This window comes from Fibrobacter sp. UWB13 (assembly GCF_900177805.1).
Taxonomy (GTDB): Bacteria; Fibrobacterota; Fibrobacteria; order Fibrobacterales; family Fibrobacteraceae; genus Fibrobacter.
The window spans coordinates 91,910-112,349 of record NZ_FXAX01000003.1; the positions used below are offsets into that span (position 1 = coordinate 91,910).

At 48.0% G+C, this 20,440-nt stretch carries 12 protein-coding genes and 1 tRNA gene; 5 read left to right on the forward strand and 8 right to left on the reverse strand.

All coding sequences use genetic code 11. The features are described from left to right. Positions 1 to 167 precede the first annotated feature (167 nt). Both fliB and B9Y77_RS12920 read left to right on the forward strand, forming a co-directional pair. Positions 168 to 1,199 carry a flagellin lysine-N-methylase gene (gene fliB, locus B9Y77_RS12915; protein WP_085491929.1) on the forward strand — a complete coding sequence of 344 codons (1,032 nt, stop codon included), beginning with the start codon at positions 168 to 170 and terminating at the stop codon, positions 1,197 to 1,199. A gap of 159 nt (positions 1,200 to 1,358) precedes the next feature. Next, entirely contained in the window at positions 1,359 to 1,901 is a 543-nt protein-coding gene (locus B9Y77_RS12920; protein WP_085491930.1) for a TlpA disulfide reductase family protein, read from the forward strand. Between the two features lie 248 nt (positions 1,902 to 2,149). Here B9Y77_RS12920 and B9Y77_RS12925 read toward each other — a convergent pair. Then, positions 2,150 to 2,223 (reverse strand) — tRNA-Arg (locus B9Y77_RS12925). Between the two features lie 219 nt (positions 2,224 to 2,442). On the opposite strand from B9Y77_RS12925, the gene metF reads away from it, so the two are divergent. Then, positions 2,443 to 3,333, forward strand: a complete 891-nt coding sequence (gene metF, locus B9Y77_RS12930; RefSeq protein ID WP_085491931.1) for a methylenetetrahydrofolate reductase [NAD(P)H] — start codon at positions 2,443 to 2,445, stop codon at positions 3,331 to 3,333. Between the two features lie 79 nt (positions 3,334 to 3,412). On the opposite strand, the gene B9Y77_RS12935 is transcribed toward metF, so the two are convergent. Continuing rightward, positions 3,413 to 5,596, reverse strand: coding sequence for an OmpA family protein (locus B9Y77_RS12935; protein WP_254900035.1), 2,184 nt, complete (start codon positions 5,594 to 5,596; stop codon positions 3,413 to 3,415). A gap of 18 nt (positions 5,597 to 5,614) precedes the next feature. Next, positions 5,615 to 9,955: a hypothetical protein gene (locus B9Y77_RS12945; protein WP_254900036.1), complete on the reverse strand. Its 4,341-nt coding sequence runs from the start codon at positions 9,953 to 9,955 to the stop codon at positions 5,615 to 5,617. A gap of 489 nt (positions 9,956 to 10,444) precedes the next feature. Here B9Y77_RS12945 and B9Y77_RS12950 point away from each other — a divergent pair, with 489 nt between their 5' ends. Beyond that, positions 10,445 to 10,969 carry a hypothetical protein gene (locus tag B9Y77_RS12950; RefSeq protein ID WP_254900037.1) on the forward strand — a complete coding sequence of 175 codons (525 nt, stop codon included), beginning with the start codon at positions 10,445 to 10,447 and terminating at the stop codon, positions 10,967 to 10,969. Between the two features lie 130 nt (positions 10,970 to 11,099). Here the strand turns inward: B9Y77_RS12950 and B9Y77_RS12955 are convergent, their stop codons facing one another. Further along, the gene (locus B9Y77_RS12955; RefSeq protein WP_085491934.1) at positions 11,100 to 15,554 is read right to left on the reverse strand and encodes a T9SS type A sorting domain-containing protein; all 4,455 of its coding nucleotides are present in this window, start codon (positions 15,552 to 15,554) and stop codon (positions 11,100 to 11,102) included. Between the two features lie 201 nt (positions 15,555 to 15,755). Here B9Y77_RS12955 and serC point away from each other — a divergent pair, with 201 nt between their 5' ends. Next, complete coding sequence (serC, locus tag B9Y77_RS12960) at positions 15,756 to 16,862, forward strand: 3-phosphoserine/phosphohydroxythreonine transaminase (RefSeq protein WP_073425102.1); 1,107 nt, start codon at positions 15,756 to 15,758, stop codon at positions 16,860 to 16,862. Positions 16,863 to 17,526: 664 nt separating this feature from the next. Here serC and B9Y77_RS12970 read toward each other — a convergent pair. Genes B9Y77_RS12970 through asd form a run of 4 tightly spaced genes read right to left on the reverse strand, consistent with a single transcriptional unit; the run spans position 17,527 to position 20,440 of the window. Next, positions 17,527 to 17,862: a GerW family sporulation protein gene (locus tag B9Y77_RS12970; protein ID WP_014545361.1), complete on the reverse strand. Its 336-nt coding sequence runs from the start codon at positions 17,860 to 17,862 to the stop codon at positions 17,527 to 17,529. A gap of 16 nt (positions 17,863 to 17,878) precedes the next feature. Then, positions 17,879 to 18,730, reverse strand: a complete 852-nt coding sequence (locus tag B9Y77_RS12975) for a hypothetical protein (RefSeq protein WP_254900038.1) — start codon at positions 18,728 to 18,730, stop codon at positions 17,879 to 17,881. A 21-nt stretch (positions 18,731 to 18,751) separates the two neighbouring features. Beyond that, entirely contained in the window at positions 18,752 to 19,582 is an 831-nt protein-coding gene (locus tag B9Y77_RS12980) for a hypothetical protein (protein WP_085491937.1), read from the reverse strand. Further along, positions 19,583 to 20,440, reverse strand: a complete 858-nt coding sequence (gene asd / locus B9Y77_RS12985; RefSeq protein WP_085491938.1) for an archaetidylserine decarboxylase — start codon at positions 20,438 to 20,440, stop codon at positions 19,583 to 19,585.

Consider the following 20,440-nt stretch of genomic DNA (forward strand, 5'->3'; position numbering starts at 1 on the left):
TCAGCCGACGCAAGGTAATATTTGCGTAAGATTTTTGTTACAAGCGGTAAGGGTAAGTGATTAGTGGTTAGTAGACAGTAGGAAGCAAACAGAGGATGACAAGGCGCTATTTTCTAAATTTTCTAGTAACTACTAACTACTAACTATTAACTAGTAACTAAGTTTCCATGCTTCTCCGTGTTCCAGAATTCTACGATTCGTTCCATTGCATTGCCGGCAAATGCACCGACACCTGTTGCATCGGTTGGGAAATCGACATCGATGACGAGAGCGCCAAGCGCTACGCCAAAGTTCAAGGCGAATTCGGCAAAAGGCTCCAGCAGAACATCGAAGACGGACATTTCAAACTGATCCCCGGCGACCGTTGCCCATTTTTAAGAGAAGACGGACTCTGCGACATGATTTGCCACCTCGGTGAATCTAGTTTGTGCGACATCTGCCGTGAGCACCCTCGATTTGTGGAAGTCTACGGAGACATCATGGAAAAGGGCGTTGGACTCTGCTGCGAAGAAGCCGTACGCTTACTGCTAGAGAGCAAAGGTTCCGCCACCTCGCCCATTGCGTTTGTCGAACGCGAAATCGACGAAATTCCAGACGAGATCCCCGATGACGCCATCGAAGCTCGCGACGCTATTTTCGAAGAACGAGAACATTTATTCAAAATACTTGCCGACCACAGCAAGCCACTGAACAAACGACTCGTCAAACTGCTCGACTACGCCATCGAAACAAGCGGTTTCGAATTTCCAGAAACACGCCCATCCGAAATCAATGCCACCGATAAAATTTCGGACAACGCCCACCAGACGTGGATCGAGATCCTCGGCAAAGGCGAAAGTTACGGCCCCGCATGGGACACCGCATACAAGCAGCTAAAAGAAAACGGTTGGGCAAAAATCGCCCGCCAAGATTCGCCTCATCCACTTTTCACAGACAGCGATGGCGAAAAAATCATCGCCTACTTGCTATTCCGCTACTATGAAAAAAGCCTGTTCGACGGCAACAGCCTCACCAAAGTCGAGTTCGCCATTTACTTCTGGGTGATGGTGCAAAAGTTCCAAGCCACCAAAATCGACGCCATCAAATTGCTCAGCAAGCAAACCGAATATTCCGAAGAAATCATGGAACTTTTCGAGCAGGAATTCATGGAAAATCCAGCATTTTTCCCCGACAGCATCAAGAAGATATTAATGGAATAGACGAGGGGCGGCAAAACCTTTCAAAAAACGCAATTTTTACATTATTTTTCCCGTTTTTTGACAGAAATCACAATCCATCCCTTTATTTTTTGGTATTTTACAACTGTTTAAAAGGGATCCCCTTCAGGATCAACGAAAAACGTTTTTAGGAGTATGTGTATGCTTAGTCGCATTTTCAGTTTGGTAGCTTTTGTAGCCGTCATGGGTTTTGCGCAGTTCGCACCGGAGCCGCAGGTTGCCGATATCAAATTGATGATGGATTCCACAACGAATCAGCCCATGAAGATGGACTTTTCCAAGCATCTTTCGGGCATCAGTGATCCGGGCATTATTTTCGCCCACTTCAGCAACCGCCCGCTGCTCATCTATTACTTCAGCCCGAAGTGCCCGCACTGCCAAAAGCACTTCCCCGAGATCCAAAATCTCATCAAGGAATATGAATCCAAGGGACTCACCGGCATTGCTATTGGTTTAAACGGCGGCATCAAGAAGAACGACATCCGTTTGTTCATCGACCAGTACCACGCGGTCATTCCGGTATTCCAGGACACCGACAGCAAGTTCGGACCGGCTTACGGCACGGGCTACATCCCGGTGGTCTACCTCGTGCAGAAGGACGGCACGTTCTACCGCTACGAAACACTCAACGAAGCGAACATGAACCATTTGCGCGCTACGCTGAACAAGATTTTGAAGAAGTAATTGCCATTCCCGCCTTTGAGCGGGAATCTCCATTTTTAGGCAGCCCCGGCCTCTGTGCCGGGGTCTGTTGTTTTATAGACCGTCGGCGGGAGGCACAAAGCACTCCGTGCTTTGTAGCCTCTGCTACGGCTCGGCAAAGCCCGAGCGAGCTCGGGCGCTGCGCTCGCCTTGCGCAGAGGTCGAACTTGTGTTTTCCTCAACACCAAAAATATAAAAGGTTCGCACGCCTACGGCGCACGAACCTTTTATACCGTCGGCGGGAGTCGAACCCACGACCCGTTGCTTAGAAGGCAACTGCTCTATCCAACTGAGCTACGACGGCGTTTGTGAGCACACAATATAGTAAATAATTTGATTTTTCGTCAATTTTCGCACGAATCAAAACCTATCTCTCCAAAAAATTACGCATTCCCCGTTGCCATTGTAGGAAATTTTATCTACATTTATGCATGAATTCAAATATTTGCATAAAACAAAAGCGTAACATTCGACATTGCACTGCGGATCCAAAGCTCAATGCCGACCGTTGCACGGAGATACAATGAAGATTATCGACATCCTGAAGCAAGACAAGATGAGCCTCTCCTTCGAGGTGTTCCCGCCGAAGAAAGAAACGAGTTTTGAAAACGTTAAAGCAGCTACCGAAGCAATTGCAAAGCTTAACCCCGCATTCATGAGCGTCACATACGGCGCAGGCGGTGGCGTGAGCCAGTACACGCTCGAAATTGCGAAGAATCTCAAGTACAATTTCAACATTCCGATGCTCGCCCACCTCACCTGCATTTCGAGCACCAAGGAAACCATCCACCAGCGCATCGAAGACATGAAGGCCGCCGGCATCAAGAACGTGATGGCACTCCGTGGCGACCTCACGCCGGAACTCATTGCAAATGGCCGTGGCGACTGCGACTACCACCACGCTGTGGAACTCATCCGCGAACTCAAGGCCGCTGATGCAGACTTTTGCATTGGCGCTGCCTGCTACCCCGAAAAGCACCCGGAAAGTCCAAACCAAGCCGAAGATATCAAGCACCTCAAGGAAAAGGTCGATGCAGGCGCCGACTTCCTCACGACGCAGATGGTCTTCGACAACAACCTTTTCTTCAGCTTCCTTTACAAGCTCCGCGATGCAGGCGTGAACTGCCCGGTGCTCCCCGGCATCATGCCCATCACGAACGCAAACCAGGTCGATCGCGCCATTAAGCTTTCGGGTTCATTCATGCCGCAACGTTTCAAGTCGCTTGTGGACAAGTTCGGTAGCGATCCGGACGCCATGAAGCAGGCTGGCATCATCTACGCCACCGACCAGATCATCGACCTCTACGCGAACGGCATCACGAACGTCCACGTTTATTCCATGAACAAGCCGGACGTCGCCGAAGGCATCCTCAAGAACGTCTCTGCCATCCTCGGCAAGAACTTCGCAGGGTAAAAACGAGAGAAGCCCGCTTCCGCGAGCCCATTAAATTCAACGAAAAAGACCTGGCTCTCAGCCAGGTCTTTTTGCAATTCTATTTTTTTAACTCTTCGACAGCCTTTTCAGCTTTTTCGCGGAGAGCTCGTATTTTCTTAGCACCCGCCTTCGAAGCGGACCTCACCTTCTTTTCGGCATTGGCCTTGAGCTTCACCTTCACTTCGGGCTTGGATTCCGGCTTCACCTCGGACTTTGTCGGAGGCGGCACAGCCGTGCTGTCGTTCAGCAGAGAGTCAGACGGAGCAGCCACAGTGCCATCGCCTTCGGTGTAATAGCCGAACGGGATGAGTTCCACGCGGCGGTTCTTAGCACGGCCTTCGTCAGAGACGTTATCGGCAACCGGTACGCGAGTGCCAAAGCCAATAGCGCGTAAGCGGTCGGCGGCGATTCCCTTCGATTCCATATAATCCGTCACGGAGTGGGCACGGTCTTCAGAAAGCTTCTGGTTGTAGTCTTCGGTACCCACGATGTCCGTATGACCCTGGACTTCAAGCTTCACTTCCGGAATCTTTTCCAAAAGCGCGATGATGTCGTCCAAGGTCGGGTAACTGGACGTCAAAAGCTTTGCCGAGTCGAATTCAAACTGGATGCCTTTCTTGAGGTAATCCAAGTCTTCCTTGCGGCGCAGCGGGCAGCCACGCTTGTTCACCTGAATTCCCGGGAGCGTATTCGGGCACTTGTCCTTGTAATCGGGCACGCCGTCCTTATCGGTATCGAGCGGGCAGCCATCAGCATCCACGGCAACACCTTGCGGCGTATCCGGGCACTTGTCCGGCCCATCAAAGACTCCGTCCTTGTCGCTGTCGAGCGGGCAACCAACAGAATCCACAGGCAAGCCCTTCGGCGTTTCAGGGCACTGGTCCTTGTAATCTGGGACCGTGTCTTCGTCCGTATCCAGCGGGCAGCCGACAGAATCTACCTTGACGCCCTTCGGCGTATCCGGGCACATATCCTTGTAGTCATAGACGCCATCTTCGTCCGTATCGAACGGGCAACCGACGCTATCCACAGGCACACCCTTCGGCGTATCTGGGCACTTATCGATGCCGTCAAAGACCTTATCTTCGTCCGTATCGATGCCGCAGCCGTCTTCGTCCACGACTATCGGCGGGAACGTTTCCGGACACTTGTCCTTGCGGTTCTTTACGCCATCGTTATCGTCGTCCGTGTCAAAGCCAAACGTCCATGTGAGCTTTGCGATACCGGCAATAAGCGGCTGAGCCACATAGCAGTAGCTTGCGCGGTAGCCATTTTCGCCCTTGTACTTGATCTGGAAATCCTTGCAGTTGTCCATGGCGTCTTTGCGATCATAGCCATCCACAAGGTTACCAATACCAATATCAATACCCGCGGCAAAGTCAATGTTGAAGAACGGAATCTTCACATTGATACCCGGCGTGAGCACCATCGGGTCGGTAATCGGGCTGAACGGATACGCATCATTGCCAAAGCGCATTTCGCCACTGAATTCGAGGAACGGCTGGAAATAATCGTTCACGAGCCAGTTCACGCCAGTGCTATACACGAGTGTATTCGAAGCATCGCCAAAACCGAGCATCAGGCCAAGAGAAGAATTCCAAGTAAGAGGAACTCCCTTCTTGGAGTAATCGACAGAGACAATGCCCGTGAGGCCGAGCATTACGCTGTTTGCCGTGTAGGCATACGTCGGGCCGCCTTCGTTATCGAGGAACCAGGCGTGACGCGGGCGAATACCCATGCCCCTCCAGCCAGTCGGGACCGTCAAATCCACAACGGCGGCAGTTGTCATGTAATCCGGGCCAAACAAATGCGGCGTGCGGTATTTTGCATAGAACTGCAAGTCACCGAGGCCACCCTCGCCCATGTGAGCGCGAATCGCTTCGCCAGAGTAATCCTTTGCGTGGTCGTAGTAAATCGGGAGGCTCACGCCGATATCCAAGTCATCACGGAGGCCAAACGCAAAGTTAAAGTTACCGGCCAAAGCGCCGTCAATGCGGCCCTTTTCCATACGGGCATCCCACACATCGAGTTCCTGGGTACGACCATACTGGTCCGTAAACAAGGCGCCACGGGTGTAGCCCCAGTTATCGGTAGCAATCGTACCGCCAGTCCCTACACGGAAATGGAAAAATCCAAGCGTATTCGCATCTTGCTGGTGGAGGCCGGTTTTACCCCCCAGGAGGCCGGTCTGTGCAAAGACCGCCGCCTGCGCAAGAGCAAGTATAAGGGTAAGTTTTTTCATATTCTAGTACAATTTCTATCAGCGGGTCGGGCACCACCCAGCCCATTTATTTGAACCTTCGCAATAAATGTAAACTGCAAAATTAAATATGCAGGTCTCATCATGATTCGGATTAAACGCTTCGCAATATTCTTCCACAGTTTCTGCTTTCTTATAAACTTGATTTGTCTTTACGTAGTATTCCGTTTGTTCGTAATACCTAAGAGTAGACTCAGTTATATCTTCACCTACATGATTGACAAATTCACAGGCGGAACCTGTAGAATGGTCTTCGCAATATTCTGCCACAGATTGCCACATGCTCTCCAATTTGACGAAAGACTCGGTACCGACATGGCAGATTTTCTTGTCGGTTTCCGTTTGACAATCAATATATACACCACAGTGAGACATACTAGAAGAACTACGCGGATTGTTATGATACCCACCGTAAGTCAAATTTTCACCATGAGTTTCGCAGTACTCATCAGAAGTAATCCACTGATACATGGATGATTCATCCTTGTACGCACAGACATAGGTTACGCTTTCTTTGGTAACAGTTGCATCTTCGTTATCTCTGTTGCAAATCTTGTCGAGAGCAATGTCTGTGGAGGCGTCAACCCACTTACCATCGCCATTTACGACTTCTTTAGCTATAGAGCACTTGAAACTGAGGCTTTCACCATCCTTGAGGGTTTCGCTCTTAATGTCTGTAATATTTTTAGTATCACCTCCATCGGTATCGCAAATACCAAGCTTGGCGTTAAGGTACTCTTTTTCATCAATTACTAGCCAATCTGTGGAGGAAGAACTTGCGGGGATTCCTTCTACGTTATTATTAGAAAGACATCCATAGTATGCGTCACCGACTATAGCGACATCTTTTTCGTTCATTCGATTACTCGTGCAAATTCCAAGCGTTGCGTTTTCATCCAAATCGCTTGCTTTAACCCAAGAGTATCCGCTGGAAACTCCAGAAATGTAGTTACACTTGTATTTTTCCCCTCCGTAAACAGCTACTTTGGTTTGATTTTTCATCTTATCTTCATCGCATTCGCCATAGATATCCTCAAAGGTAGGTTCGTGCCAATCATCTCTCTTGGCACTAGCGACAAACGTCTTCGGATTTTCGCCACTCTTTAACGTTACGTTGACTTCAAAGGCGATGCCGTCGGCGTAGCCACTAGCACGCTTGTAATCGCCATAGTTGCAAAGGACATTAATCCATTTCTGTTTTTCGACTTCTGGCATATTCGAGGCAATTTTACTCTGCACGGTTTCTACAGAATCAGGCTCACAGTAGATGTTGACCCAATCGTTACAAGCGTAAATTATATTATCCTTATAACCATTCAAGAGCAAGAGGACGCTGTTTCTTGTGCTTTCGTTGGTAAAATTACCGTAGTACACCCATTCCTTGGCCCCGCTAGCAGTATTGTTTCTCGCATAGGTAGAACCGTGGTAGCTACACTTTTCGTTGAAGGTCGATTCGCCGAGGTCTTCGTCTTCAACCTTCTGCACTGTAGCCTCGACGCGATCACCCACGCAATATTCATCAACAGTCGTTTCACGCCATTCATGGCTATGGTTACCCCAGTTGTCTGTATATTCAGAATTTTCTTCACAAACATATTCATAACCGGATTCAGTAACCAATTTTTCATTGACATAGCCATAATGGCAAGCCTTTTTAACAATATACACTTCTTGCCAATCAGCAGCGATCCATTCGTATTTTTCCTGTTTATCAAGGTAATCGCACTTATAATAATCGGAACCAGTTTCTGCCTTGACTTCGCCCTTTTCCATCGTAGTTTTTGTACATATTCCATATTCCTCGTCATGACCATCTTTCTGTCTCCATTTGGAGCCATCACATACAAGGGTTATTTTGCTCGTTGTCGTGGCTAGTTCCGCATTTTTGTAGTCGAACAGCTTTTCTTTGCCTTCGTTTACTGTAGCGCTGCATTCACCGAGATAAAGCTTAGAAGACGGATCATTTGCAAGTTCTTCCGGAGTCATGCCACTTGCAGCGCTAGAAGAGGATGCAACAGAGTTCGAAGAGTTCGGAATACCAGGCACAAGAGCATCGCAAGTAGAAGAAGCTGATAGATCACATTCGCACTCATACTCTTGAATTTCCCCGTCAAAGAACGCCGATCCCTTATCTCCTTTATTACGGCCCAAGCATACATTTTCAGTATCTTGCCAGTAGCATTTTCCATTGTCGCATACACAAACGGCATTTTCATCAAGACCTTCAAAGCTATAGAAGAAGGTCGAATTAACTGCGTCAGCATCGCAAACTTGTTCCACCGTTGCAACACCTACAGCCCAAAGTGTTACAGGATACCAAACTTGTTCGTTTTCGATATATTCAAAGTAACGGAAATATCCCCCTTTGACATCAGACTTATACACCTTGCTGCTATAGCCAGACGGATCATTGAAAACCTTTGCGTCTTCGACTTTAAGCTTATAGGCTTCCACAAATCCATTCTGCAAAATCTTGTAATAGACGGCATCCGTACCACTCCAGACATTCGTTTCAGCAGTATAGTCGCCATGCTGCATTTGGTTCCACTTGAAGAAGTTCGCGTCGATAAGCAAAGCGAGGTAATCAACAAAGAACATGCTGTGTTCCTTGCCTGCGTAAGTCGTATTGACGGCGGTGTTAAAGTTGCCGTTTTCGGCAAAGACATTGCGGAAAGCGTTATAGACCGAGTTAAAACCCGGAGTCTTGTCCTTTTGGTCAATGAGGGCCATCACCCACACGATGCTGTTGAAGTTTTCGGCCAGGCCAATCTGATCGGGGGCATAATGTTCGAAAGACGGATATTCTTCGCTGTTTTCCAAATAAAGAGCGTGGGCAAGGTCCTTGTTTGCCTGCTCGTTTGCAACACCAAAACCGTTACCATCGTCAACCAATTTCTTTACGCGGGCTGCCTTGTAGTCGGTCAAGAAGTCGATGACAACCGTATCGGAAGCATCGGACAAGTCTGCATAGGCGTTGTAAATGACATCCGTTGCGTTCGAGCCAAATCCGCCAAAGGCGCCGAAAGCGTTGTTACTCAAGTTCAGCTTGACGCGGAGCTTCACAACCGGGGTCGTAAGGTTCGTGATGTCGAGATCCCCTTCGAGGCGTGCAACCTTGTATTCCACCGCTTTTTCGTTGGTTTCTTCGATTGTCACAAAGGATTTATTGGCAGAGGCGAACAAGTCCTGCATAAACACCTTGCCGCTCGGGGCGAACTTTTCGTCAAGATCCGTCACGGTAAGTTCTGCATTGTCGCCACCCTTGAGGTTCTTCCAGATTTCTTCATAGATGTCGTCAGTTTTTGTTTCCTTGTTGGCCTGCACCGGGAAACGCACGACAACATGCTTCTTGTACACCTTGGCGAGGTTCTCGTTCACGACTGTGAACGGGATTTCCATCTTGGTTTCGGCTTCGCCGCACTTGATGGTCACGGTAATGATAGCCTTTTCGTTGTCACGAACCGTATCGACGATGGCGCAAGACTTGTCTTCTAGTTCTGCATTCCAGCTGCTGTAGGCGTCATTGAACTTGCTGTCGATATCTTCGCCGAACTTGTCTGTTGCAGAGCTCAAGTTCTTGAGGGCGTCATCGACATCCTTCTGGTTCTTAGCAGAGGCGCTACTCAAATTCTTGAGAGCTTCGTCAATTTCGCTCTGGCTCTTGGCAGAGGCGCTGCTGAACTTGGCGTCAATATCCTTGTTGATGGCGTCCATATCGGCATCCTTGCCATCCTTACCATTAGTGCCGTCCTTGCCGTCTTCACCCTTCAGGGATTCAAGCCATTCCTTTTCGGTACCCGTAAAACCGTTATCCTTCGCGATTTCGTAAGCGGACTTACCATTCGTTCCGCTAGATCCGTTCGTTCCGCTGGCTCCATTCGTTCCATCGACACCATCTTTACCATTCGTGCCATTGGTGCCGTTCGTACCGTTTTTGCCGTCGGCACCATCCTTACCATTCGTACCGTCCTTACCATCAGCACCATCCTTACCGTTGGCACCATCTTTACCATTGTGGACAACACCAATCGTATCGCTACCATCGCAAACAATGGCAAAGCCGGACTTATCTTTCAGTTCCTTGGATTCGCAACGGTACTGAATAGCTTCGTGGTCGTTCATGGCGACCCATTCGCCTTCAGAGCACACGTACATCGTAGCCTCGGACTTAACAAAGGCCATGGAGCCTTCGGTCTTTTCACTACAGTCATCGTCATTCAAGGAAGAAACCGTGGTAAACTGGTTGCCATCCTGAGAATACAACAGGTCATCGCCGCAACCGGCGAAATAGAAAGCCATTGCAGAAATTGCAAGACCAAGCTTGATGGATTTATTTTTCATTTTTCTCATTTCCAATTTTTTACATTTTGAAAAACGTGGCAAAATCTAGTTTTTTTGGGCAAATTGTAAAGAGATTCTTGCATAGTCCATTTGGGCGATGGCAAACGAAAAAAATATTAGTAAAAAAGAGTTTTAGACCATTTTAAACACTTTTATACGGAAAAGACCTGGCATTCGCCAGGCCTTTATTTTAGAAGGATCAACTTTACTTTTTCATTTGAAAAAACGTGGCGAAAATTAATTCAAATTTTTCATTTCGTAAAGAGATAAGGTCATAGTCCATTTGGGCTATAGCAAATCCAAAAAGTTTTAGTAACATGGCATTTTTAACCCGATAAAAAGATTTTTCGACACATCCCATCATTTTTTGCGTAAAAAACAGGCTTTTTCCCTCCTTTTAAAAAAAACAGTCGATTTTTTAACTAAGCTTTATGTATATTCAAATCATGGGCATCAACAATGCTCGAAGTTTTTAAAAAAAGGTTAATAATGCTTTCTTATCAAGACGCCTACAAAATTGCAGAATCCGTTCACCAAGGTCAGCAAGACAAGGCCGGTGGCCCATACATCGATTTCCTCCAGAACGTCGCCGACTATCTCAAGAACAAAGGCGAATCCGAAGATGTCCAGGTTCTCGCTATTTTGCAGGATTCCATTACTTCTGCCACTAAAAAGACTCCGGCCGACATGATCAAGATGGGCGTGCCAGCTGATATGGTCGACCTCATCCAAAAGATGACCTACCACAAGAATCAGGCTTGGATTGACGAATACAGCTGCCACCTCATGGAAAAGGGTGTGCCGGCCGAAGACGCCACCTATGACGCCCGCGAAAAGGACTTTGTACGCTTTGTCGAAACACTCAAGGACAATCCGACTGCAGCAAAGGCAAAGAGCGCTATCTTGAACGTGCTCATGGACGACAAGTACATCCACCGCCAGGAACGCCGCGAACTCAAGACGAAGTTCCGCCTCAAGAAGTACAAGGCAGCCATCCAGGCACTTGGTGTGTAATTCAGTATAGAGAACGCCGCACGCGGCTACTGACTAGAGACGAGAGAAATCTCGTCTTTTTCTTTACCTCTCACCTATAAAAAAATCTCGGATGTTCTCCGAGATTTTTTTCGCTTCAAATCGCCAATCCTTACTTCAGGATTACACTTTGGACAAGTCCATCAACACGCACAATATAGGTGCCCGCTTTTTCCAAAGCTATGTTCGCATTTCCAGACGCATCAACATGTTTCGACGCCACAAGATGTCCAAGAGCATCAAAGACCTGGACACGTTTGCCACGCGCTGTCGAAAGCACAATCATACGACCCTGCACCTGAACACGGAAGGAACGCTGCACTAGAGTCTTCAAACTTGTTGCCGAACTCGAAGAGCGCTTCACAGAACTGCTCGATTTAGCCTTACTAGAGCTTGACGATTCAACAACCGAGCTACTCGATTTTGCCTTGCCAGAGCTTGACGATTCAACAACCGAGCTACTCGATGCAGGCTTTGACGAACTGCTAGACGAACGGTCGATCACAACAGAAGAACTGCTCTTCACTACAGAAGACGAAGATGCCACAGAACTCGACGAGAGCGGTTCATAGCTAAACGACATGCCAAGAGTCTCTTCGTCAAACACCGGATAAGTCTCGCTCTTTTTCCAAATATGGCTATTTTCAGCCGTATTGCCGGATGTATTCAGCAAGTCCACAAAATCATCGGATTGCATATATTTTGTGCTAAGCGGATTCGTATAGACATAGAAATTTTGCAAGGTTTCATCTTCCAAAAATGTTTGGATTTGTTGGCAGCTCTTTTCGCGAGAATAAGAGGAATCATAGTAAACAAGCGCCGTAAAATCAGGATAAACCTCATCCGGGCATTTCGGAGAAACGCCTACAGGATTTGCCTTGGATGCATTGACCGGAGCAGCATTATAAACGTTCCTTATAAACTCATTGAGGTCAGAAGAATAAGGTATTCCAGACCTTTCTGGAAAGAATTCATTTATATGCCCATAAAGTCCGCCCGCTTCGCCATCCGTCGTAACCGCACCCCAGTTATAGGCATCGCGGAATTCTTCAGTTGAAAGCAAAGCCACAAGGCCACCACCAATCACCTTTTCACTTTCTCCTAGAACCGTCACCGGGGCCACATTGGCAACCATCTTCAAACGTCCACTCGCATAGCCCGCAAGACCGCCCACAGTGTTATAGTAGGTATCGTCTTTTGACTTTTTCATGGTCACACTGCCCAAATTTATAGACTTCTCAATATTATGGCATGAACCGCAAATTCCACCAGTAGAACCGTCTTTATGATTGACTCCCAAAACCTCTATACGGCCGTAATTGACGACGCGGGCAATCGAATCCTGTGAATTCGCAACAACTCCGCCGACAACGCCTAAGCCAAAAACGTTTCCCTTGTTGACGCAATCAAAGGTATTTCTAGAATCTGCAGCAACACCACCGACCATGAAATCTTCAATCATGCCATAATTTTTAGAAGAATCCGCTAAAACTATTTTCACGTCACCTTCGTTTCTGCTAGAAGAGACATTCGCTCGGCCAGCCACTCCACCAAGCATTATAGTTTTAAGTATCAATGATGTAGAATCAACAAACGTGATAGCACCTGTATTCAAGGAATGATCAAGCTTTACATCCTTAAACACATACGTTCCGGCCGACACACCACCTAAGATGAGCCCACCCTTGAAATCATCCATAGCAATTGCGGTAATATCACCATGGTTTTCACACGAATCAAGGTCAGCATCATCGGCGACAACGCCAGCAACATGAGAAGGAGAGAATAAAGATGCTCTAGGATCAATGCTAATGCCATCATAACTCCCAAGCAACCTGACCGTGATTTTTCCAAAATTCTTGGAACCTTTAATCATACCCCAACCATTGTCAGCCACAAGACCGCCAAGATTCATGTTCCTATAACCAACGTATTCAATATCACCTTCGTTTATGCAATTTAAAATAGAGCCCTTATCACTATTTGACGCAACAATACCAGCAACACGCGTAGACCCGTTCGCCTTTATGTTTCCAAGATTGCGGCTATTGCGAATAATCCCGTCATTGAGGCTTGCAAAACCGGCAACCTCTTCATACGAGCCCGCTGGCACATCAAAATCACTGTAATTGACACAGCTATCAATAATTGAAGCATTATAATTTTGATAGACAAAGCCTGCGACCGTGCGCAAATTTTCGCCATTTTCAAGGACCGCTCTCCGAAGAGACGAATTCAGAATTTCTCCGCGATTCAACTGAGCAAAAGCCCCGTACCCTCCCTTGAGAAGAGAATTGACGAGATGCAAATTCTTGATCTGACCATAATTGTCTCTAAACAAGGAACCGTTCAATCCGTATATCTTATGGTTGTTGCCATCAAAAACACGTTTAACATATCGGCCAAACTCGCCTAACGTTTTCAGTTCGCGCGTCATCACCGATAACGAATCCTTGCCCATGACAATATCATTGACCAAAGCCGCCCTAGTTGTATAATTAGCGCCTTTCGACAAATACCAAGCCAATTCCGACGGCGTGAAAATCGCCCAGTTGAGCGACGTGTCCAGATGCATGCGCAGTTTGGGGATGCTCAGCTCGCCATTCCAGCCAATGACTGTCGGATCAGGACGGTACACGACCAAAGAAGGATCCTTAATCGTCTTGGAATACTTGGCATAAATAGTAGCGGGACCATTGAACACAGTCGATTTCGAAACCGTTTTACCCGTAGAATCGACCCAGCCTTCAAAATAGCGACCTTTCGTAGAATATGCCGGAGGCAAGTCTACAAGATGTCCCTTGTAATCCGTAAATCCATAAGACACAAAAAGGCTATCGTCTAGATCAATCCTAAAAAGCGGCAAATGCGAAGAATCACTAAAGTGCGGATAACCGCCATCGAAACTCCAGTCCAACCTTGAATAACGGCCCTCTTCATACATAATCCGCCCCTTAGCCTCGTCTCTCAGGGCTTCGTTCAACTTGTCCACAAATTCAGCCGATTGCATTTCTTTTGTCGATAGAGCAAAGGACTCTAAAACCGATCCTTCCTTTTCTTGGAGCGCCACAATTTCAACAGACGGAAGCAAAGTCGAATCGTAAGCCGAAGTGACAATCCGGCCAGAGTTGACTGCGGCAATTCCTCCAATCAAGTCCGTCGCTGAAGCGGATGTATAAGAATATGACGAAATTACCAAGTCCTTGTTTCTTCCGCAAATTCCACCGACAGAATCCCCCGCCAAAACACCGCGGTTGATTGACTGGCGAATACTGCTGGTATTCATGCCTGCGATACCGCCGACGCATTTTCCCTTCACTTCGCCTTCATTGACGCTAAAATAGATAGCCCCGCCATCTCCGACAATTCCACCGGCATAATTACCCTCCACGCTCCCCTTATTAGTGCACCAACTGATATCCGTACCACGTACAACGATACCCGTACCATTTCCAATAATACCCCCTGCATTTCGTCCGCCATAAATGCTCCCTGTATTTTCGCAATAGTAGGCATGTTTTCCATTCCCCGAAATGCCCCCCGCATCGCCATAATCAATTGAAACCGAACCAGAGTTACTGCAATGGACCACGAATGCCTTAGCAAATCCCACAATTCCACCAGCTTCACTTGATTGATTAGTCGATTGAGACTTAGAAACAATTTTTCCCGTATTCGAACAATAAGAAACCGAATCTACAAGTACGGTAGTCCCAGGCGACGTTATGAAACCAACAACGCCACCTATCGTCTGATCAGAATCAAAATGAACCTCAATGTCACTTGCATTAGAGCAACTGTCGATGAGCCCATCCATCCGCCCAACTACATTGCCAATAGTCACATGGTCAACACCCACATAGCCCTCATCACCCATCTTCCTTGGAAGAGCCTCAAACTTAATCAAGCCTCCACGGGTATGCACATTGTGAATAATGGAAGAAGACGTAAATCCAACAAGGGCAGCCCCATAAAAAGAACTAACATAAGCGTTCGAATCAGCCCCAAAAGAAGCGCCGTAATTGGCTATCGTCACATTTTTAAAGAATCCATTATCCACAAATCCAAACAATCCAAAAACAGAATCCTTTTTAGACGCTAGATTAAGTCCATAAATTGTGTGGTTCTTGCCATCAAAGAGCAACGCGTCAATAAAGCCTTCCGCATTTCCAATAGGCTCCCAAGGAAATTCCGAGACAGAAGACATGTCACTCCCAAAAACGATGTCGTTGTCTAGCACGATACAGCCCCGCCAAGGCTCTTTGACCGTCGGTTCCTTGGCATTTTCATCCGCATCGGGATCTTCAGCAGGATCTTCGGACGGAGTTTCCACGAAATTTATCATTTTCGCAAGACCCGCCAACTGTTCCGGCGTGGAAATATGGTAAAGCGGAAATGTAACATCGATAATTTCATTATTGCCCGCTTCAATTTGTAAAACGGTATCGCGAGCCTCAGGCACCGTAGCACTACCGTCCCAGGCGGCAAATGCAAAAGAAGCCCCCAAACACGACATTGCAAAATAAAACGAGGTCAAAGAATAGACCGATTTACCTTTATCAAACACAGCATCCTCCTTTTTATGGACTAAATAATAATTTGTATTGGAAAATCTGACAACCTTTTTTGCATTTTATCACTCTATAACGACCCTTAAAATCTTTTTATGACCACCGATATAGCCGAACGGAACGGATTTTGCTATTTTTACAGCGTAATTTTTACATGGGTTCACGCCCAGGAATAACCCCTAAAAAGGAACACAACAATGGCAAATAAAGTCTATAACTTTAGCGCAGGACCGTCGGTCTTGCCGGAACAGGCACTCAAGGAAGCATCTGCTGCATGCATCGACTTCGAAAACAGCGGCATCAGTATCCTCTCCATGAGTCACCGTTCAAAGCCGATTGAAAACATGTTCGCCCAGACGGAACAGTACCTCCGTGAATTGATGGGCATCCCGGAAGATTACGACATCGTGTTCCTCGGTGGTGGTTGCTCACTTTTGTTCTGCATGCTCCCGATGAACTTCCTCGACCAGAACGCTACGGCCGACTATGCTTTGACCGGCGTTTGGGCAAACAAGGCTTACAAGGAAGCTAAGCAGTTCGGTAACGCTCTCGCCGCTTGCGACACCAAGTCTGAAACTTACAGCCGCATCGACAAGAACTTGAAGCTCAGCGACAACGCTAGCTACCTCCACGTGACCGCCAACAACACAATCTACGGTACGGAATGGCACAACTTCCCGAAGCCGAAGTCCGGCTTCCTCATGGCTGACGTGAGCTCCGACTTCCTCGCCCGCAAGATCAACGTGTCTGACTTCGGTGTCGTCTATGGCGGCGCTCAGAAGAACATCAGCTGCGCTGGCGTGACTGTCACGATCATCAAGAAGGGCCTCCTCGGCAAGGTAAACCGCACCATCCCGACCATGCTCAACTTCCAGACCCACATCGACGCTGCCAACATGTTCAACACTCCTCCGGTCTTTGCCGTGTACGTGATGAACCGCACCCTCAAGTGGCTCAAGGATTTCGGTGGCGTGGACGCTATCGAAAAGGTGAACCGCAGCAAGGCTGCTCTCCTCTACAGCGCACTCGACAACTCCAAAGTGTTCGTCGGTACGGCTGCTAAGGAAGACCGTTCTATCATGAACGTTCCGTTCGTATTCAACAAGGACGTCGTTGCAGCTGACAAGGCTGACGATCTCGCCAAGGAATTCCTTGAATTCGCTAAGGCTCGTGGCCTCCAGCAGCTCAAGGGTCACCGTTCTGTCGGCGGCTTCCGCGCTTCTATCTACAACGCCATGCCGGTCGAAGGCGTGCAGGCTCTCGTTGACTGCCTCGGCGACTTCGAAAAGAAAGTTCTTGGCTAATTAACCGCGCAATGCATTTGAGAAGGTCCCGGCCTATGGCCGGGGCTTTTTCGTTTACAATCGTCATCCCGTCGCAAACGTAGTTACGAGAAATAATGGATCCCCTATGCTTCGCTTCGAGGATGACTGGTCATGACAAAAGAAGAACCTCCTCATGGAGTATGAGGAGGTCCTATTTTTTGTGTTAGGAGTACGCCATTACGGCGCCTTGGAGGAGGATTTCGTGGCACGTATGTCCCCGTGCCGGGTGTTTCACAAGGTCCCAACAACCAAACACGACCTTGCAAAACTTGCGAGATAAGTTTAGAACCTTCTTTTTGTTCTCAAAATTACTAACCCATATGCACCCAAAGGCTTTCACTTTCTCGTTTTTACATGAATAAAGATACTCTTTTAAATAGCGAATGTCAATAGAAAACCCCATTTTTTTAACATAATTTTGCAAAATATCACATTCAGCCCGCTCCCAAAATGTTCTCAAATTTTTAGCAAAGTTTTCAAAAAGTACAAAAACAGAGAAAAAGACCAATAAAATTCTGTTTTTGACTAAAAAAGGAGATTCCCGCTCAAGGCGAGAACGACATGCAAGGCGGGAACACCGCACAAAAAAAGCCGGAACTAGTCCGGCAAAATAAAATCGAGAACAACGATTTAGAAAGGGCGGTTAATTGTCCGCAGGCTTCTTTGCAAATTTATTTGTAATATCAGGTACGATATCCATAATCTTAGAGACGAGCGAGCTATCCTTGGTAATCGGCATGATGCGCACGTCGTCACCCTTGATGACAAGGAATGCGACCGGATCGACCGAAGCGCCACCGCCAGATGCAGATGTATCGCCCTTATTCTGGTGACCACCAAAGCCAAAGCCAACGGACACGCGGCTTACCGGCACAACAGTTGTTTCGCCCGCCTGGATGGGTTCACCAATGACGGTTTCCGCCTTCGTGATGAAGCGGAGCTTTTCTAAAAGAGTTTCAGCAAGTTTTTCAATAGCCATGTTTTGAATATAGTAATTAATATCTTGCGCCGTAAACGCGGTCGCTCGCGGTAAAGAACTTACGTTCCAAATCCGTCCAATCGAGGTAACCCCACACCGCCACAACGCGCCCACCCGGGAGCCTTGTCGCCATGCCGTTCACACCCTCGCCCGCATTAAAATAAAGCGTCGAAGTCTCGCGATAAATGCCTTTAGGCTGCACAATGTTCAACTGGCGCCCCCAAGCGATAAAATCGTTTTCATCGACAAGGTCCCAGCTACGTGCAACATTCCACTGCAAATCGGCATCTCTATAGACCTGTGCCAACACCGGGAAATAAGCTTTCACGCCAATGAAATACTTCGTCAATACGGACGTATGTCCAGGTTCGCGATGTTCAAACGGAAGGCTAAGGAATTCCTGAGGGAACCCACCATGCCTTGCGTTCGGGAACTGGTGAACATAACTTTCCAGATCGCTTCGTTCATAACGGCGGAAGCTATCGTGCTTAAAGATGAAGATTCGCGAAGCAGAACGGATACTTTGTTCTAGGAAAGAGCCGCGCAGAATCGGCACAATTCCCTGAAAACGCCCACTATTCATGTAATAATCAAGCGCATACACATCGCTCTTGAATTCAAGAATAGTCACATCCAGCGTATCCCCCGTCATATTCATCGGGTAACGCAAATCGACACGTTTCACAAGAGCCTTGATGTTTTCGTTCGGATTATCGTCGATACGAATATCATCCATCGGCCACCTGTCGTTGTAGCACAGCTCCGTATAATCAACAGTTTCTTCTTCTTTCGGTTCGCATGCGCACAAAACAAGCGCCGCAGCGCAAAAGCAGACAAACTTAGGCAACACCGAAAGGAAACGATTCATACTCATAAAATTTAGCATACATCAATCGCGTTTGCGGACTTCGGCATAATTACAATACTCATAAAGCGGGCACTTCGCGCAATGCGATGTCAGCTCGCGGCAAATAAAGCCCTCGCTCCCATTCTCCAAAAAGAACTGGAGGGAATGCGCAGCGAAATACGGGTTCTCCGGAGCAAGTGCGATAAAATATTCATTCGCGAGTTTCTGCTTTTGAGATGGTTCAAGTTCTGCAAAGCTAGATTCCTTCGCGGGCCCAAGCATCGCGAGGAAACGGCGAGCCCCCATCGTAAGCGGCAAGTGAGGCATTCTAGAACTGTCGCGGCACGTAAGTCCAAGACCTAGCGGCCGCGGAGCAAGCAAGCGGTAAATTGCGGCACAAGCTTTAGGGCGCGGATTCGAACGGCCCATAAAATAGATTTCGCCCAAGTCCCGCCACATCTCTTCGGGGGTTCGTTCACGCATCCAAGATGTCAAATCCAGATGATGGCGCACAAAAAGCCCGACGCTCCAAAAAATCCCGGAGACATGCTCAAAGACCGTCCAGTTGCGGCTATTGAACGTCTGCTCAACAACCTCCTCAATTTCACCGCCTTTCGGCACAGGGAGCGACCAAAGCTTATCGCCCGGGAAACGCTCGTGCAACTTCACGAGGAGGCGTAAAATATCGGGGTAAGAACGATCCTGGAACAAGACCGTTCCAAGCAATGTCCACGCAATTTGTTCATTTGCCGTGGGCATTTTTTGAGCAACATAAACTACGGGATCAGCGCACTTGAAAAGAAGCGCTACAAAAGCTTTCGAAGCCTTGAATAGCGCTGGTTCATCGTGAATAAAACGCTTTACCGAGACCAACTAGAGAGCCTCGCCCACCTTCACCGCCTGTCCGAGACGTGCCTTGAACAGGTCCGGATGGCGTTCGCGAATTTTCTTGTCGACCACGAGAATCACGGTGCTGCCCATTTCAAAGCGGCCAAGTTCATCGCCACGGTCAAACGAGTACTGCTGATTCGGAATCCAGTCCAAGCGCTTTTTGTCGCGCGGGAGCTTGCCTGCGTTCGTCAAGATGGAATCGTTATACACGACGCCAATGCGACCAACGTTTGTCGCACCGACCTTGACCACGAGCACTTCGGAACCGTCCGCCAAGCGGAGTTCACTCGTCAAGCGTTCGTTGATGCTGAAAAGACCTTCGACACGTTCTACACTACCTGCGTTGACCGGCCAGAGCGTGCCCGGGCAATAGCTCGAAAGCACGAGGTCGCCCTTGACGGGACTGTGGATGCGGTGGTAGTTGAACGGAGCCAAGTAAATCGTCGCAAAGGCGCCGCCCTTGAAACGTTCTGCAAGTTCTTCGCTACGCAAAAGACTCTTGAGCGTATAAGTCTTGCCCTTCGCCTGGATCAAGTTCTGGTCATCGCCATCGAACGTTCCCGTCTGCGAAAGCACGCCATCGACCGGGCTCACGATTTCGGCACCATCGGCAACAGGGCGCATACCCGGCTTGAGCTTGCGGATAAAAAGTTCACCGATGTTCTTGTAATGGCTGAGCGGGTATTCCGATTCAGACATATCGAGCTTGTAATAGCTAGCAAAGGCGTTGCGAGCAATTTTGCTCAGGAACGGGATGCGCAAACGCGTAAAGGCACCGAAAATGCGGCTTGCGGCATTCTTCGGCAAAAGCTTCATAAAAACGTAGAAAGGAGTGTTCAT

What these genes read in the sequence shown, in the direction of transcription:
- fliB (WP_085491929.1), top strand. Translation starts at nt 168, where the DNA reads ATGCTTCTCCGTGTTCCAGAATTCTACGATTCGTTCCATTGCATTGCC.
- B9Y77_RS12920 (WP_085491930.1), top strand. Translation starts at nt 1,359, where the DNA reads ATGCTTAGTCGCATTTTCAGTTTGGTAGCTTTTGTAGCCGTCATGGGT.
- metF (WP_085491931.1), top strand. Translation starts at nt 2,443, where the DNA reads ATGAAGATTATCGACATCCTGAAGCAAGACAAGATGAGCCTCTCCTTC.
- B9Y77_RS12935 (WP_254900035.1), bottom strand. Translation starts at nt 5,596, where the DNA reads ATGAAAAAACTTACCCTTATACTTGCTCTTGCGCAGGCGGCGGTCTTT.
- B9Y77_RS12945 (WP_254900036.1), bottom strand. Translation starts at nt 9,955, where the DNA reads ATGAAAAATAAATCCATCAAGCTTGGTCTTGCAATTTCTGCAATGGCT.
- B9Y77_RS12950 (WP_254900037.1), top strand. Translation starts at nt 10,445, where the DNA reads ATGCTTTCTTATCAAGACGCCTACAAAATTGCAGAATCCGTTCACCAA.
- serC (WP_073425102.1), top strand. Translation starts at nt 15,756, where the DNA reads ATGGCAAATAAAGTCTATAACTTTAGCGCAGGACCGTCGGTCTTGCCG.
- B9Y77_RS12970 (WP_014545361.1), bottom strand. Translation starts at nt 17,862, where the DNA reads ATGGCTATTGAAAAACTTGCTGAAACTCTTTTAGAAAAGCTCCGCTTC.
- B9Y77_RS12975 (WP_254900038.1), bottom strand. Translation starts at nt 18,730, where the DNA reads ATGAATCGTTTCCTTTCGGTGTTGCCTAAGTTTGTCTGCTTTTGCGCT.
- asd (WP_085491938.1), bottom strand. Translation starts at nt 20,440, where the DNA reads ATGAACACTCCTTTCTACGTTTTTATGAAGCTTTTGCCGAAGAATGCC.